General features: G+C 24.4%; 15 protein-coding genes and 1 pseudogene. 8 read left to right on the forward strand and 8 right to left on the reverse strand.

Annotation, left to right across the window (positions count from 1 at the left end):
• Positions 1–37: 37 nt before the first annotated feature.
• Entirely contained in the window at positions 38–790 is a 753-nt protein-coding gene (locus DD681_RS01625) for a pseudouridine synthase (protein WP_158341279.1), read from the reverse strand.
• Positions 787–1,688, reverse strand: a pseudogene (locus tag DD681_RS01630) (DMT family transporter). Before DD681_RS01630 ends, DD681_RS01625 begins: the two are co-directional and overlap by 4 nt.
• A gap of 216 nt (positions 1,689–1,904) precedes the next feature.
• Here DD681_RS01630 and trpD point away from each other — a divergent pair.
• The 8 genes from trpD to cls all read left to right on the forward strand — a co-directional run bounded on the left by trpD (position 1,905) and on the right by cls (position 9,889).
• Positions 1,905–2,912: an anthranilate phosphoribosyltransferase gene (gene trpD / locus DD681_RS01635; protein ID WP_158341280.1), complete on the forward strand. Its 1,008-nt coding sequence runs from the start codon at positions 1,905–1,907 to the stop codon at positions 2,910–2,912.
• 2 nt (positions 2,913–2,914) lie between these two features.
• The gene (gene trpCF / locus DD681_RS01640; protein WP_158341281.1) at positions 2,915–4,273 is read left to right on the forward strand and encodes a bifunctional indole-3-glycerol-phosphate synthase TrpC/phosphoribosylanthranilate isomerase TrpF; all 1,359 of its coding nucleotides are present in this window, start codon (positions 2,915–2,917) and stop codon (positions 4,271–4,273) included.
• 31 nt (positions 4,274–4,304) lie between these two features.
• On the forward strand, positions 4,305–5,501 hold the full coding sequence (gene trpB / locus DD681_RS01645) for a tryptophan synthase subunit beta (protein ID WP_158341282.1): 1,197 nt from the start codon (positions 4,305–4,307) through the stop codon (positions 5,499–5,501).
• On the forward strand, positions 5,488–6,297 hold the full coding sequence (gene trpA / locus DD681_RS01650; RefSeq protein ID WP_158341283.1) for a tryptophan synthase subunit alpha: 810 nt from the start codon (positions 5,488–5,490) through the stop codon (positions 6,295–6,297). The genes trpB and trpA overlap by 14 nt, the downstream gene beginning before the upstream one ends.
• Before the next feature lie 109 nt (positions 6,298–6,406).
• Positions 6,407–7,156: a YciC family protein gene (locus DD681_RS01655; protein ID WP_158341284.1), complete on the forward strand. Its 750-nt coding sequence runs from the start codon at positions 6,407–6,409 to the stop codon at positions 7,154–7,156.
• Positions 7,157–7,176: 20 nt separating this feature from the next.
• A complete protein-coding gene (locus DD681_RS01660; protein ID WP_158341285.1) occupies positions 7,177–7,719 on the forward strand; it encodes a septation protein A in 543 nt (180 codons plus the stop codon).
• Positions 7,720–7,752: 33 nt separating this feature from the next.
• Entirely contained in the window at positions 7,753–8,160 is a 408-nt protein-coding gene (gene yciA / locus DD681_RS01665) for an acyl-CoA thioester hydrolase YciA (RefSeq protein ID WP_158341286.1), read from the forward strand.
• Positions 8,161–8,428: 268 nt separating this feature from the next.
• Complete coding sequence (gene cls / locus DD681_RS01670) at positions 8,429–9,889, forward strand: cardiolipin synthase (RefSeq protein WP_158341287.1); 1,461 nt, start codon at positions 8,429–8,431, stop codon at positions 9,887–9,889.
• 208 nt (positions 9,890–10,097) lie between these two features.
• Here cls and ribA read toward each other — a convergent pair whose 3' ends face one another.
• The 6 genes from ribA to rnb all read right to left on the reverse strand — a co-directional run bounded on the left by ribA (position 10,098) and on the right by rnb (position 15,904).
• Entirely contained in the window at positions 10,098–10,688 is a 591-nt protein-coding gene (ribA, locus tag DD681_RS01675; RefSeq protein ID WP_158341288.1) for a GTP cyclohydrolase II, read from the reverse strand.
• Between the two features lie 50 nt (positions 10,689–10,738).
• Positions 10,739–11,452 (reverse strand): orotidine-5'-phosphate decarboxylase, encoded by a 714-nt coding sequence (gene pyrF, locus DD681_RS01680; RefSeq protein ID WP_158341289.1) that lies wholly within the window; start codon positions 11,450–11,452, stop codon positions 10,739–10,741.
• Between the two features lie 83 nt (positions 11,453–11,535).
• Positions 11,536–12,480, reverse strand: a complete 945-nt coding sequence (gene lipA, locus DD681_RS01685) for a lipoyl synthase (protein ID WP_158341290.1) — start codon at positions 12,478–12,480, stop codon at positions 11,536–11,538.
• Positions 12,481–12,542: 62 nt separating this feature from the next.
• Positions 12,543–13,208 carry a lipoyl(octanoyl) transferase LipB gene (gene lipB / locus DD681_RS01690; protein WP_158341291.1) on the reverse strand — a complete coding sequence of 222 codons (666 nt, stop codon included), beginning with the start codon at positions 13,206–13,208 and terminating at the stop codon, positions 12,543–12,545.
• 23 nt (positions 13,209–13,231) lie between these two features.
• Positions 13,232–13,855, reverse strand: a complete 624-nt coding sequence (locus DD681_RS01695; RefSeq protein WP_158341292.1) for a YchE family NAAT transporter — start codon at positions 13,853–13,855, stop codon at positions 13,232–13,234.
• Positions 13,856–13,960: 105 nt separating this feature from the next.
• Entirely contained in the window at positions 13,961–15,904 is a 1,944-nt protein-coding gene (gene rnb / locus DD681_RS01700) for an exoribonuclease II (RefSeq protein ID WP_158341293.1), read from the reverse strand.
• Positions 15,905–16,048 lie beyond the last annotated feature (144 nt).

Raw genomic sequence — 16,048 nt, forward strand, 5'->3', positions numbered from 1 at the left:
TTTTAAAAAATTAAAATATTTTAAAATAAATAAATATTTATTTATTTTTAATGCTTACTAAATTGTATAGTTTCTTTAAACAAGATTGATTTAACTTTACCCATTGACCTTCCTTTAAATTATTAGGTAAAATAATATTACCATATCTCACTCTAATTAATCGATTCACTTCACATTGAACTGCTTTACACATTAATCTAATTTCTCTATTTTTCCCCTCACATAAAATAATTTTGAACCATTTATTTTTTCCGATATTTTTAGTATATAAAGGTTTAATTGATTTAAAAAAAGAATAACCACATTTTATTTTTATCCCCCTTTGCAGAATATTTATTTTTTTTTCATTCATTTCCCCAAAAATGCGAACGTGATATTCACGTTCAATTTGATTTTTTGGGTGCATCAATTCATTAGCTAAACTTCCATCATTGGTAAATAATAATAATCCCTTTGTATTAATATCTAGCCTTCCTATACTAATCCATCGATTTAATGTTAAAATAGGAAGCTTATCAAATACAGTGGCTCTTTTTTTAAAATCATTTTTTGTGCAAATTTCTCCGATGGGTTTATTATAGATAATTACTTTTTTTTTAATTTTTGTTTTTTTAAAAACTACTTTTTTATCATTTAAAAAAATTTCTTTAATGTTTTTTTTATCTAAAAGTTGTCCAATTTTTATTTTTTTTTTATTTATAAATATATTTCCATTTTTAATCATGCTTTCGATAAAACGACGCGATCCATAACCTAAACCAGATAATATTTTTTGTATTTTTTCAGTCATTTTAAATATCTTATAATATTTTTAAAAAAACTTTTAGGAATTAAAGTTAATAATATTCCTAAAAAAAGTAGTAAAATATAGAATAGTTCGTTTAACGAAATAGTTTTTTTGTATGCATATTTATCTAATATTCCCGCAACAAAGGGGAAAATTAAAAATACAGTGGAAGCATAAAACGAACTTACTCTTTTTTGTAGATAGAAATAAGATAAGATACCACAAATCCCTGAAAAATCTCCAAGATAAAAAATAGCTAAAATTGATTTTTTAGAAAAAAGGTTAATAGATGGCGATTCAATAAACCAAGACACACAAGATAATAATATTCCTGAAATTAAAGATGGCAAAGCGTTAAATGTAATAACAGATACGTTAAAACATTTTTTTTGACATTCAACGTAAATTATAGCATGAATAAATAGCGCTAAAAGTAAAGATAAAATTCCTTTCCAATGAATAAAATGTTTTAACTGTAAATCTGTTAATAAAACATAAAATAATATAACTAAAGATATATAAATTCCAATTTTTTGAATAAAATATATTTTTTTTTTAAAAAAATACGCGATAACAGTAAAACCACTACAGGCATAGTAGCAAAGATAATTGAAGAAATAGATGATTTTACATAACTGCCTCCATAAAGCATTAATGTAAATGGTATCGAAAAATAAAAAATAGATATAATAACTTGAAAAAATCTTTGACCACGAGGAAATAAAAGCGGAGTTTTAGTAAAATATGCAAGTACAATTAATACAGGAGAAGCTACTAAAAATCTTATTCCAGTAGCAAATAATGGGGGTATAGTTTCTACTGCAATTTTCATTGCTATCCAAGTAGTACCCCATGTAATAGACACTAAACAAAAAAGAAAAATTGTTATAATTTTATTCATTATTTAAATTCCTATGAAAAAAACAAGTAATGTAGAACATACTATAATTGTAATATTTATGTCTGATTTTTATAAGACTTTTTTTATAAAAGAAATAATAAAAATTAATTTTTTACATAAGACAAATTTTTAAAATTTAAATTGAATTATTTATATCAATATATTATTGTAAAATTATGAAAATATTAATTTACATTTTTAATGTAAAGGTAATCAATGCGAAATATTTTAAATAAAATTTATAATTCAAATTTTTTAACTCAAAAAGAAAGTTATCAATTATTTACATTAATCATCTCTGGAAAAATTAATAAAATACAATTATCATCTATTTTAACAGCTATTCAAATGCGTGGAGAATCAATCGAAGAAATTATAGGTGCAATAGATGCATTTTTAAAAAAAATGAAATTTTTCCCTAAGCCAAATTATTTTTTTTCTGATATAGTTGGGACCGGAGGAGATATTAACAATACTATCAATGTCTCTACCGCTAGTGCTTTTGTAGCTTCTTCCTGTGGATTTAAAATTATCAAACATTGCAACAAAGGTGTTTCTAGCAAATCAGGATCTTCTAATCTTCTTAAGAAATTAAAAATTAATTTACACGCATCTATAGAAAAATCCTTAAAAACTTTAAAAAAATTAAATATTTGTTTTTTATTTGCTCCTGAGTATCATTCAGGTTTTAAATATGTCGCCTCAGTACGTAATGTTTTAAAAATAAAAACTATTTTTAACGTATTGGGACCTTTTTTAAATCCATCCAATCCACCATTTACCTTAATCGGTGTTTACAAAAAGAAGTTAATTGATCCCTTTATTAATATTTTAAAAAAATTAAATTATCAACGCGCTATTGTTGTTCACGGTGATAACACAGATGAAGTAACGTTACAAGGCATCACCTATGTATCTGAATTGGTAAATAAAAAAATTTACTCATATGAATTAGAGCCTCATGATTTCGGTATAAAAAAACATCCTCAAATCAAATATTTAGAATCTACATTAGAAGAAAATTTTCACATTATACAAAAAACAATGCAAGGAAAAGGAAATAGACTACATGAAGAATTAATTGCAGTTAATGTTGCAATGTTATTAAAAAATTTTGGATGCGAAGATATAAAAGAAAATACAGAAATGGCATTAGATAAAATTCGCAGTGGAGATGTTTATCAACATATAATGAACGTATCTGCTATGTTAAAAGAAGAATAAATATGCAAGAAACAATATTAAACAAAATTATAAAAGATAAAATTGATTGGATTAAAGAAAGAAAAAAAAAACAACCATTAAATAATTTCTATAATCAAATTAATACAAAAACACGTAGTTTTTACAATTCTTTAAAAAATACACGACCCTTTTTTATACTTGAATGTAAAAAGAAATCTCCCTCTCTCGGAATTTTAAGAAAGAAATTTAATTTAGTTAAAATAGCTAACATATACAAAAAATATGCTTCCTCAGTTTCCGTTCTTACTGATGAAAAATATTTTCATGGGAACTTAAAATTTATAAATATTATCAGGCAATGTGTTGCACAACCAATTTTATGTAAAGATTTTTTTATTGATTCGTATCAAATATATTTAGCTAGATATTATAATGCAGATGCTATTTTGTTAATGCTTTCTATTTTAAACGATACTCAATACATAGAATTATCCAAAATTGCTCAAAAATTAAATATGGGTATTCTAACAGAAATTAATAATTTTTCAGAATTAAAACGAGCAATTCACTTAAAAGCTTCTATAATTGGTATTAATAATCGAAATTTACATGATTTATCTATTGATTTAAATCGAACCCGTACGTTAGCACCACTTATTAAAAAAAAAATTATTATTAGTGAATCTGGTATACAAAAAAATTACCAAGTAAAAGAGTTAAGTAAAATAGTAGATGGTTTTTTAGTTGGGTCAAGTTTAATGTCTCAAAAAAATTTAGATTTAGCTGTTAAATCCTTAATTGTAGGAGAAAATAAAATATGCGGATTAACGCGTATTATCGATAGTAAAGTTGCAGAAAAATGCAACGCAGTATATGGGGGGTTAATTTTTGTAAATAATTCACCGCGTAAAATCGATCAAAAAACTGCAAAAAAAATTATTTTTCAAAATCATTTAAAATATGTAGGAGTATTTCAAAACGAAAGTATTAACATAATTGTTAATATAGCTGAACAATTATCTCTATACGCTGTTCAGTTACATGGTTTTGAGAATCAAAATTATATTAATAGTTTAAGAAAAAAATTACCTCATAATATTAAAATTTGGAAAGTATTTTCTATTAAATCAAAATTACCTATTCTTGATTGGAATCATGTTGATAAATACATATTTGATTCTAATTTTGGAGGAAGTGGTTTAACTTTTAACTGGTCTCTTTTAAAAAATAAAATTTTAGATAATGTAATTATAGCTGGAGGTATAAATACAAAAAACTACATTATTGCTTCTCAATTTTATTGCGCAGGATTAGATTTGAATTCCGGTATTGAAAAATTTCCAGGCATTAAAGATCATAAAAAAATGGAATATATTTTTCAAAATTTAATGATTAAATAATTTTTTAATAATTTTAGGAAATTACTTATATATGACTTTACTTAATCCCTACTTTGGCCAATTTGGAGGAATGTACGTTCCTCAAATATTAATGCCAGCTTTATATGAATTAGAAAAAAACTTTATAACTGCAAAGAAAGATAAAAATTTTCAAAGAAAATTTTTAAATTTATTAAAAAATTATGCAGGAAGACCAACTCCATTAACTTTGTGTCAAAATTTAACAAAAAAAACAAAAACACGTATTTATCTAAAAAGAGAAGATTTACTACATGGTGGTGCGCATAAAACTAATCAAGTTTTAGGTCAAGCACTTTTAGCAATTCAGATGAAAAAAAAAGAAATTATTGCTGAAACAGGTGCGGGCCAACATGGTATAGCTGTAGCTATTGTATGTGCATTATTCAATTTAAAATGTAGAATTTACATGGGCTACAAAGACATTCAAAGACAAAATCCTAATGTATTTCGTATGAAATTAATGGGTGCAAAAATTATACCTGTAAAAAATGGATCGGGAACTTTAAAAGATGCATGTAATGAAGCTTTGCGTGATTGGTCAGAAAATTATAAAACATCTTATTATATGATAGGAACAGCTGCAGGACCTCATCCTTATCCTACTATTGTTAAAGAATTTCAAAAAATGATCGGTGAAGAAACAAAACAGCAAATTTTAAAACAAGAAGGAAAACTACCAAATGCAATTATTGCATGCGTTGGAGGAGGATCAAACGCAATTGGTATTTTTTCTGAATTTATAGATGAAAAAGTTAGTTTAATTGGAGTAGAACCAGCTGGTCATGGTATAAATACCGGAAAACATGGCGCGCCATTAAGTTATGGTAGAAGTGGTATTTATTTCGGAATGAAATCTTATTTAATGCAAAGCAAAGAAGGTCAAATTAAAGAATCTTGGTCTATTTCAGCTGGTTTAGATTTTCCATCAGTTGGACCCGAGCATGCATGGTTAAAAAGTATTAATCGAGCTGAATATGTTTCTATTACTGATTTAGAAGCAGTGGAAGCATTTCAAATTTTATGCAAAAAAGAAGGTATCATTCCTGCCTTAGAATCTTCTCACGCATTAGCTCATGCATTAAAATTAATGTCTCTTGATCCAAATAAAAAACAAATATTAATTGTTAATCTTTCTGGTCGTGGTGATAAAGATATATTTACAGTTCGCGAATTTTTAAAACGAGGAGAATTAAATGAACCGTTATAAAAGAATGTTTAAAGAATTATACTTAAAAAAAGAAGGTTGCTTTGTTCCCTTTGTTGTTATAGGAGATCCATCTTTAGAGAAATCAATAGAAATTATTGAAACATTAATAGATAATGGAGCAGATGCTTTAGAGTTAGGCATTCCATTTTCTGATCCATTAGCTGATGGTCCGGTTATTCAAAAGGCAAATATAAGATCTCTTAAAAATAAAATTAATATTAAAAAATGTTTTAAAATAATTAAAAATGTACGTAAAAAATACTCTAAATTACCTATAGGAATTTTAATTTACTCCAATCTTGTGCATAATGAAGGTATTGGTAATTTTTATTCAGAATGTTGTGAATATGGTTTAGATTCTGTATTAATAGTAGATGTTCCAGTAGAAGAGTACAATATATTTTACAAAAATGCTAATCAAAATAACATTGATTCTATTTTTATATGTCCTCCTGATGCAAACAATGATTTTTTAAAAAAATTATCTCTATATGCAAAAGGATATATATATTTATTATCTCGTCCTGGTGTTACTGGAATAGAAAATAAAAAAACTTTTTTATCAAGAACATTTATAGATAACGTTAAAAAATATACTTCAATTCCTTTATTACAAGGTTTTGGAATTGAAAATTCTATACAAATAAAAAAATCGCTTTTATCTGGTACTAATGGTGTTATCTGCGGTTCAGCAATAGTAAAAATAATTGAAAAAAACTTATATCATGAAAAAAAAATGATAAACGAAATTAAAAAATTTATTTTAAATTCAAAGGAATCTACTAAATATTTATAATATTAACAAGTAAATCTGATATATGAAACTATTTTATTAAAAACATATTTACTAAAAATAATATGTATAATCTTTAAATACTTGCTAATAATTTCTAGGGAATATACATATGTCTATTACAATGCGCAATTTACGAGATGATACATATCATTTTGTACGAAGAGAAATAAAAACTATTTTTGGAATATCTGTTATTACTACTTTTATTAGTATTCTAATAAATATGTTAATTAAACCTGATATAAACATTATTTCTATAATAGAAAATAAGCAAATTGTGAATTCTCATGCAATTTTTGATATAATTAATAACATGAGTATATATGAAAAAAAACAATTATTAAAATATTCAATATTTAAAATACTAGAATTTTTAATAAGTAAAACTTTTTTATTAGGAACTGTTATTACATTTATTATGCATTTGTCTAGCAAAGAAAAAAAAATTACGTCTTCTCTTTCAATTCTATTTCGATTTTTGCCAAGTTTATTTATATTAAATTTTTTTATTACTTTCATCACTCAATTAGGATTTATGTTATTCATTCTTCCAGGTATTTTTTTATCAATACTACTTGCAATTTCCCCCATTATTTTATCATTCAATAAAAAAAATGGAATTATAGATTCTATACGTCTTAGTGCTTCAATTTCATTGAAGCATATACATATAATAGGTACAAGCGTTTTATTGTGGATGTTAATAAAATTTGTTTTTACTACATTACTTTCCAATATAAATTTAATAAACAAAAATTTTATTTTTTTTATACTAAATATTAACTTAAATATATTATTTTCAATTTTGACAATATATTTATTCCGTTTTTATATGCTGTTTTGCGATATTAGAGATTAAATATTTTTTAGGATTTTTATATGAAAAAAATACTAAATTTATTTCCAATACTAACGTTCTTTGCATCCTATAAATTTTATGATATTTTTACAGCATCAAAATTTTTAATTATCATATCTTTTTTAGTTTTTGCATTATATTGGTTAATATATAAAAAAGTAGATAAAATAAGTTTTTTGAACTTTATTACTGTTTCTATTTTTGGATCTTTAACGATATTTTTTCATGATACTCAATTTATTAAATGGAAAATTACTATTGTTTATATACTATTTTCTATAGTACTTTTAATTAGTCAATTTTTTACTAAAAAATCAATTATACAAAGATTTTTAGAAAAAAAGATAAAAATTAATAATATATATTGGAATAAAATTAATTTTTTTTGGGCATTGTTTTTTTTATTTTGTAGTATTTTAAATATTTATATAGCTTTTTGGCTTCCAGAAAAAACATGGGTGAATTTTAAAGTTTTTGGAATTTTAATTTTAATGTTTTTTGCTCTTATTGCTACAAGCATTTATATAAATTTCAAAGTAATAAAAAAAAATAAGTTTTTATAATATTTAAATAATAATAGGGCGAATATTTTAATAATGCCAAAAAAAAATAAACTACCACAAGGAACCATAGTTCTACAAACACTTGCAATGCCTTCAGATACTAATGCTAATGGAGATATATTTGGTGGTTGGATTATTTCTCAAATGGATATCGGAGGTGCTATATTAGCTAAAGAAATATCTGGCGGAAAAGTTGTTACAGTGCAAGTGAATAATATTACTTTTTTTAAACCTATTTCTGTTGGCGATATTGTAATTTGCTATGCACACTGTTTAAAAGTCGGAAACAGTTCAATTACTATTAACATAGAAATTTGGATTAAAAAAATTTCCTCTAAACCATTAGGCCGTTACTATTGTGTTGCAAAAGCAATATTTATTTATGTAGCGATTGATAATACAGGAAATCCTCGTCAATTATTACCTATGAGTATCATTTAAAATAAAAATTTTCATAAAATATTTAAAGTCAACACTTTAAAAATATTTCAATAATTTATTATTATTTTTAAGGTGTTGAAAGAAATGCTGAATAATATATATATTTAAAAGAATATATAAATAAATTATATTTTTATAAATATCTTTAATATAAGAATTAATATTCGTTCAAAATATAATTATTTTAAATCTTATTATTAAAATATATTAATTAAAAATATTTAATAAAAATATAAAACTTTAAAAGTATGAATAGGATTTTAAATAAATGGATATTTTTTATAATTTAATTAAATCGTTAATTATTTTAATATATTGGTTATTAATTGCTAATATTACTTATCGAATTTTAATTAAACGTCGCAGCATACCTTCTTCTATGTCTTGGTTGTTAACTATTTATATCATTCCTTTTATTGGAATTGTTATATGGTTTTTTTTCGGAGAATTTTATTTAGAAAAAAGACAAAAAAAAATAGCGAATAAAATTTGGTCCATATCAAATAAATACCTTAATCAACTTAAATCTTATAAATATATTTTCCAAATAAAAAACAGCGAAGTAGCAACCTCTTTATTTCAATTATGCAAACATCGGCAAGGAATATCAGGAATTAAAAACAATAACATTACACTACTTACTAATACTCAAAAAATTATAAAAATTTTAATACGTGATATTTATCTAGCTCGAAAAAATATTGAAATGGTATTTTATATCTGGAAACCTGGGGGGGTAGCAGATGATGTTGCTTCTGCTCTAATACATTCTGCAAAAAGAGGTGTTCATTGTCGATTAATGCTTGATTCTGCTGGGAGTATTGAATTTTTTAGAAGTCCTTGGGTAAAAATTATGAAAAGATCAGGAATTGAAGTTGTAGAAGCATTAAAAGTAAATTTCTTTCGAATATTTACGAGACGTATAGATCTTAGACAACATAGAAAAATTATTATAATAGATAATTATATCTCTTATTCTGGAAGTATGAATCTAGTAGATCCATTTTTATTTAAAAAATCTTCCGGCATAGGTCAATGGATTGATTTAATGACAAGAATAGAAGGTCCCATAGCTACAACAATAGGTATTATTTATTCTTGTGATTGGGAAATTGAAACAGGTTATAAAATTTTGCCTAAATTGCCTAATAAAGAAATGTTTAAAAAAAAGTTAAATCATAATTCTAGCATTCAAGTAATTGCATCTGGTCCAGGTTTTCCTAAAAATATGATTCACCAAGCATTATTAACAGCAATTTACTCCGCACGAAAAGAGTTAACTATGACTACCCCCTATTTAGTTCCTAGCGATGACTTATTACATGCTATTTGCACCGCAGCTCAAAGAGGTGTAAAAGTGAGTATTATTATACCTTTATATCATGATTCTATTTTAGTTAAATGGGCGAGTAGAGTTTTTTTTAGCGAATTATTAGAAGCAGGAGTGAAAATATATCAATTTAAAAAAGGTTTATTACACAGTAAAAGTATATTAATTGACCAACAACTCAGTTTAATCGGAACAGTAAACTTAGATATGAGAAGTTTATGGTTAAATTTTGAAATTACTTTAGTAATTGATGACAGCAAGTTCAGTCATAATTTAGAAATAACACAAAAAGAATATATTAATAATTCTCAACTATTAGACAAAAATATTTGGTCAATGAGAGCATATTGGACTAGAATTCTTGAAAAAATATTTTATTTTTTAAGTCCATTATTATAATATAAAAATATAATTAAATTTTATATAAAATTAAATAGTTTTCTAAAAATTTAAGTCAACAAAAAAAACATTAAAAATTTTTATAAATTATTTTTTTTGATTTTTAATAAATTTTGGGGGTCATTAAAAAACCCCTTTAACAATATAAAAAATATTTTTTTAAAAAAATTTTATAATGTATAAAATTTAATTTTATTTCTAATAAAAATTATTTAAATAATAAATGACCCATTTTTTTTGCTTTGGTATTTAAATAGTGAGCATTTTTTGAATTTTTTTTTGTAATTAACGGTATTCTTTCTACAACATTAATTCCAGAAGCGATTAACATATTTACCTTAAACGGGTTATTTGTTAATAATTTAATTCTTTTTATGTTTAAAATTTTAAAAATATCACTACATAATGAAAAATCTCTTTCATCTGCAGAAAAACCAAGTTTCTGATTAGCTTCAACAGTATCTAGCCCTTTATCTTGAAGTGAATATGCTTTAATTTTATTAAGAAGACCAATATTTCTACCTTCTTGACGATGATATATAAGAACGCCGCTACCTTCCTTAACAATTTTTTTCATTGCCATTTTTAATTGTATACCGCAATCACATCTTAAACTAAAAAAAGAGTCTCCTGTTAAACATTCTGAATGAACTCTAGACAAAATAGGAGTATTTTTTTTAATATCACCATGTACAAGAGCAATATGATTTTTTCCATTTCTCTTTTCTTCAAATCCAAATATTAAAAAATCACCCCATACAGTTGGTAATATAGCTTTTTCTATTTGCATTACTTTCATAAATTCTCCAATTTTTTATTACTAGGTATTAAATAGTATTTTAAAATATGCTATTTCATAGATTCTATTATAAAATTTAATTTTTTAATGGGATTTTTTGAAGTTGTTATAGAGCGACCTACAACAATATAATCTATTTTATATTCTTTAGCTTTTTTAGGGGTTATAACGTGATTTTGATCAAATGTATTATCAGAATAGCATCGAATTCCTGGAGTAATTATTTTATAAGAATTTCCATATAATAGTTTTATTTTCTTAGCTTCTCTACCAGGGCATACAACTCCATCTAATCCACAATCGTTAGATAATTTTGAAAGCGTTAGTACATACTTTTCTAATGACATATGAATACCAATTTCTTTTAAATTTTTTTCTTTTAGGCTTGTAAGTGAAGTAACTGCAATTAATAATGGAGTATTTTTTTTAAATGATTTTAAGGCTTTTTTTGCAGAAATTAACATTTCTTTTCCTCCAGAAGCATGAACACTTAACATCCATACTCCTAAGTCAGCTGCTGCTTTTATTGCATGAAAAACTGTATTTGGAATATCATGAAATTTTAAGTCTAAAAATATATTAAATCCAAGTTGATGTAATTCGCGAACAAATTTACATCCTAACGTTGTAAACATTTCTTTTCCCACTTTTAAATAGAAAGTAGATGGATCAAGAAGATTAACTAATTTCATAGCAGATTTTTTATTGCAAAAATCTAATGCAATAATAATTTTAGGAGTATTATAAAAACTAGAATTTAACACTATTTAACCTCTATTAAAAATAATATTTTTTTAATGATATATGAGTAATTTTAATTGTATAATATTAAAATATTATAATGCTATTATTTCTTAATAGAAAAATTTGTTTGAGATACAGCATGATATGATGATCGCACAAAAGGACCGCAAAATGCATTAGAAAAACCAATAGATAGAGCTTCTTTTTTAATGCTTTCAAATTCTGCAGGTGATATATAGTTTTCTACTGGAAGATGATTTTTACTAGGTTGAAGATATTGACCTACTGTTAGTAGTGTAACACCGCTCTCATAAAGATCCTTCATAACTTGTACAATTTCTTTATCTTTTTCACCTAAACCCAACATTAATCCGGATTTAGTAGGAATATAAGTATATTTTTTTTTAAATGACTCTAATAAAAAAAGTGATTTTTGATAATTTGCTCCTGGCCTTATTCTTTTATAAAGACGAGGAACGCTTTCTATATTATGATTAAAAACATCAGGTAACTTTTTTTTAAATATCTCTAAAATTAATTTAACTCTACCTCTAAAATCAGGAACTAATACCTCTATTTTTATATTATTTTTATTTTTAATTGACGTTATGCAATCAACAAAATGCTGTGCTCCACCGTCGTATAAATCATCTCGTACTACTGAAGTAATGACTACATAATTAATACCCATATCAAATATAGTTTTAGCTAAATTTTCAGGTTCTTTTATATCAACGTCTTTTGGTTTTCCATGAGATACTGCGCAAAAAGGACAATTTCGCGTACATATAGCTCCAAGAATCATAAATGTTGCAGTTCCGTAATTAAAACATTCGGGTAAATTTGGACAACGTGCTTCTTCACAAACAGAATATAAGTTATTTTTTCGTAAAGCATTTTTTATTTTACTAATACGAGATGTATTAGTAAGCATATTTATTTTAATCCAGTCAGGTTTTTTTAATTTTTTTACTTTTTGATTAATATTTATAGTTGGAATAATTTTAATCTTTTTATTTGTTTTGAGCACAAAATATTTTTTATTCATAAAACTTTTTATCTCAATTTAATATGTTAAAATTCATTTAAAAAATATTTTTAAAAAAAATTTTAAATTCTATTTTGCAACTTTTTATTAATTATTTGCACATTTAATAATTTAGATAGCTTTTTAATTAAAATTAAACGTATTTCTGATATAGTAACATAAGGATTAAAATTTTTTATTTGTGTCATTCTCATATTGATATCTCCGCATGGAGAAATATAAGTAAACGGAGTTAAATTCATATTAATATTTAAGGATAAACCATGTAAAGTACATCCCTTGCTAATTCGCAACCCTATAGAGCATACTTTTTTTTTATTTATATATATTCCAGGAATTCTTAAACTAGGATATGAATCTATAGAGAAATAATTCAAAGTATCTATAATTAAAGTTTGTATAATATTTATAAATTGACGAATATTAATTTTTCTACGTTTTAAATCAATTAAAAAATATATTATCTGTTGCCCCGGACCATGATATGTAATTTGACCACCTCTGTCAGTCAATACTAAAGGAATATTATGCAAATATTTTTTTCTTTCTAATACAACAGAATTACTTTTTTTTACTAAACCTTGTGTAAAAATAGGATAATGCTCTACAAACCAAATTTCATCAAATGTATTAAAATTTCGTGACTGAGTGAAAATATGCATTTGATTAACAACTTCAAACCAATCTCTGAGTCCTAAATTTTTAAAAAAAATAAATTTCTTTTTCAATAAATCAAGTCCAATATAAAAGATTAATGTGATAAATCAATTAATATAGATTTTATTCCGATATTTAGAAATTCTATTCCAAGAGACATGAGTAATAATCCCATAATACGTGTAATAATGTTAATTCCTGTTTTTCCTAATATGTCAACAACAGACGGCGCAGCACGAAAACAAATCCAGCATACTAATGAAAACAAAAAAATAGATATACTACATCCTAATAAATTAATCCAATTTGAATAGTATGTACTCCATACAATGGTAGAACTAATTGCTCCTGGTCCAGCAATTAATGGCATAGCTAAAGGAACTACACTAATATTTTCTTTTTTTTCATCTTTATTTTTTGTAAAAACACCACTAATCATAGAAAATGCAACACTAATAATTAATACCCCACCGGCGATTCGAAATGAATTAATAGATATTCCAAAAATATTTAAAATATTTTTACCTACAAATAATGATATAATTAATATTAGGGATGCAGAAATATTAGCTATTAAATTAGTTCTATTACGTTCTAAAATAGATTGATTATTTGTCATAGCTGTAAAAATAGGTATCATCCCAATGGGATTGACAAGAGCGCATAAACTTACAAAAAATTTTATATATATAGAAAAATCAAAGGTTAAAATATGCATGTTATACTCTTAATTTATATTGAATTTTTTATAACTTTATTTAAAATACAATAATTTTAATATATTAAATTTTTAAATATTTTTTAAAATATTTAAACTTTTTAACTAATAATTAGGTTTCGCAATAATACTACGTGTTTGTAATCGAATTTCTGACAAAACAACTTCAATTACATCAGATACTTTATAATGCAATACTCCCTTGATAAATACCTTACCTATTTCTTGATTGAAAATCAATTCTTCACGAACAGGATGTACGAATAAGGAAGGAATAAAAACATTAGCACCGTTTTCTATTAATTTTGCTCTTATACCACTTCTCGCGATATCAATAATTTCTGCATTAAATTTTTTATTTTTATGTTCTTTTTTTTGTAAAAACAAAGTATAAAGCCAATCTGAAATATCTCTTTCAGCTATTCTATTACGTCGCTTTTGATCACTAATTTTTAACTTCATTTCTTCAGTCGGTTTAATAATTTCCTTATTTTTTTGTATGATAGCTTTTAATAAACGATGATTAATCATATCGCTATATTTTCTAATTGGAGATGTCCAAGTAGCATATTCTTGCAAACCTAATGCAAAATGAGGTCCTGGTTTAATACTAAAATCACCAAAAGATTGATATTTTCGAATACGATTATTTATATATTCATTAGATAAAGAATCTAAGGCACGTCTAAGATGGCAAAATCCCTTGAGGGTAGTGATTTCCTGAGCACTAAATTTTAAATTAAAATTGTCTAAAAAAGAAGATACATTCTCAGCATTTATAGCATCAAATCCAGAGTGTACATTATATATTCCAAATCCAATATTTTTTGATAAAAAATTAGCCGCGGATATATTAGCAATTATCATACACTCTTCAACAATTTTGTGAGCAATACGTCTTTTTTCAATTATAATATCTTTTATATTATTATTTTCAGAAAATTGAAATCTATATTCTACACTTTCTTTGAATAAAATAGCATTTAGTTGACGCCATTTAATTCTTAATAAACACAAACGATGTAAAAGAGATATTTGATTTTCGATAGAATTTTTCGGAGGCGTCCATGTACTTTTTTTTTCAATCCAATCTGATACATCTTCGTAAGATAATTTTGATTTAGATTTAATCCATGCTAAAAAAAAATTAATAGTATTAGAAAGAATATTTCCATCTTTTGAAATATTCACAGAGCATGCTAAAACTGGGCGCTTTTTTTTAGGATTTAAAGAACATATGTTTTCTGACAAAATACGAGGTAACATAGGAATGTTAAAACCTGGTAAATAATTTGTAAAACCTCTTTGAGAGGCAATGATATCTAATTTACTACCTTTTTCAATGTAAGACGTAGGGTCTGCAATTGCTATTGTTAAACAAAAATTTTTATTAGCTTCTTCTTTGATAAAAAGAGCATCATCAATGTCTTTTGTATTAACATTGTCAATAGTAATGAAATCAATATGAGTTAAATCTTGTCTATAGGATGTATCTTTTAGAAAGATATCTTTTTTTTCTATTAATGGTTCTTCTTTGGCAAGATTATGACGTGATAAAGTAACTAACCACGGTATTAATGGATCGTTTGATTTTACTATTTCTTCAATTAATTCAGCATAAAATATTTTATTTCCTTTTAATTTATGTTGAACTAGTTTAGCTATAGCCCAATCTCCTGTTTGAAAAATTTTAACACATTTTTTATTAGGATTACATATTATAAAATCTTTTAAAAAAGGGTAATCAGGTAAAATAAATAATTTATTATCTTTCTTTTCAATTTGTCCTACAAATTTATTTAAAAAAGGTTCAATTAATTTTTCAGGTTCAGCAATTTCACGATCTTTTTCAACTTTTAATACAGCTAATATTTTATCGCCATGCATGACTTTTTTCATGTTTTTAGGAGGTATAAAATAGCTTTTCTGAGCATCAACTTCTAAAAAACCAAATCCTCTTTCCGTACTTTTTACAATACCTTCAACTCGTGGAATTTTAGCATTTAAATGTTTTTTTAATTGTGCAAGTAATGGATTATTTTGAAACATAATAATATAACCTAAGGATTATAATAGAAAATAAATAATTTATAATTTAAATATTTTTAATATATAACTTATTTATAGAATATCATAGATAAATTTTATTAAAAATTTTTCAAAAATTTCAAAATAAGTATATATTTATAATTT

The sequence above is a fragment of the Buchnera aphidicola (Melanaphis sacchari) genome (genome assembly GCF_003096055.1).
GTDB classification, from domain to species: Bacteria; Pseudomonadota; Gammaproteobacteria; order Enterobacterales; family Enterobacteriaceae; genus Buchnera; species Buchnera aphidicola_P.

Excerpts from the sequence above, each read along its gene's own strand:
- DD681_RS01625 (WP_158341279.1), bottom strand. The coding sequence starts at position 790 with ATGACTGAAAAAATACAAAAAATATTATCTGGTTTAGGTTATGGATCG.
- trpD (WP_158341280.1), top strand. The coding sequence starts at position 1,905 with ATGCGAAATATTTTAAATAAAATTTATAATTCAAATTTTTTAACTCAA.
- trpCF (WP_158341281.1), top strand. The coding sequence starts at position 2,915 with ATGCAAGAAACAATATTAAACAAAATTATAAAAGATAAAATTGATTGG.
- trpB (WP_158341282.1), top strand. The coding sequence starts at position 4,305 with ATGACTTTACTTAATCCCTACTTTGGCCAATTTGGAGGAATGTACGTT.
- trpA (WP_158341283.1), top strand. The coding sequence starts at position 5,488 with ATGAACCGTTATAAAAGAATGTTTAAAGAATTATACTTAAAAAAAGAA.
- DD681_RS01655 (WP_158341284.1), top strand. The coding sequence starts at position 6,407 with ATGTCTATTACAATGCGCAATTTACGAGATGATACATATCATTTTGTA.
- DD681_RS01660 (WP_158341285.1), top strand. The coding sequence starts at position 7,177 with ATGAAAAAAATACTAAATTTATTTCCAATACTAACGTTCTTTGCATCC.
- yciA (WP_158341286.1), top strand. The coding sequence starts at position 7,753 with ATGCCAAAAAAAAATAAACTACCACAAGGAACCATAGTTCTACAAACA.
- cls (WP_158341287.1), top strand. The coding sequence starts at position 8,429 with ATGGATATTTTTTATAATTTAATTAAATCGTTAATTATTTTAATATAT.
- ribA (WP_158341288.1), bottom strand. The coding sequence starts at position 10,688 with ATGAAAGTAATGCAAATAGAAAAAGCTATATTACCAACTGTATGGGGT.
- lipA (WP_158341290.1), bottom strand. The coding sequence starts at position 12,480 with ATGAATAAAAAATATTTTGTGCTCAAAACAAATAAAAAGATTAAAATT.
- DD681_RS01695 (WP_158341292.1), bottom strand. The coding sequence starts at position 13,855 with ATGCATATTTTAACCTTTGATTTTTCTATATATATAAAATTTTTTGTA.
- rnb (WP_158341293.1), bottom strand. The coding sequence starts at position 15,904 with ATGTTTCAAAATAATCCATTACTTGCACAATTAAAAAAACATTTAAAT.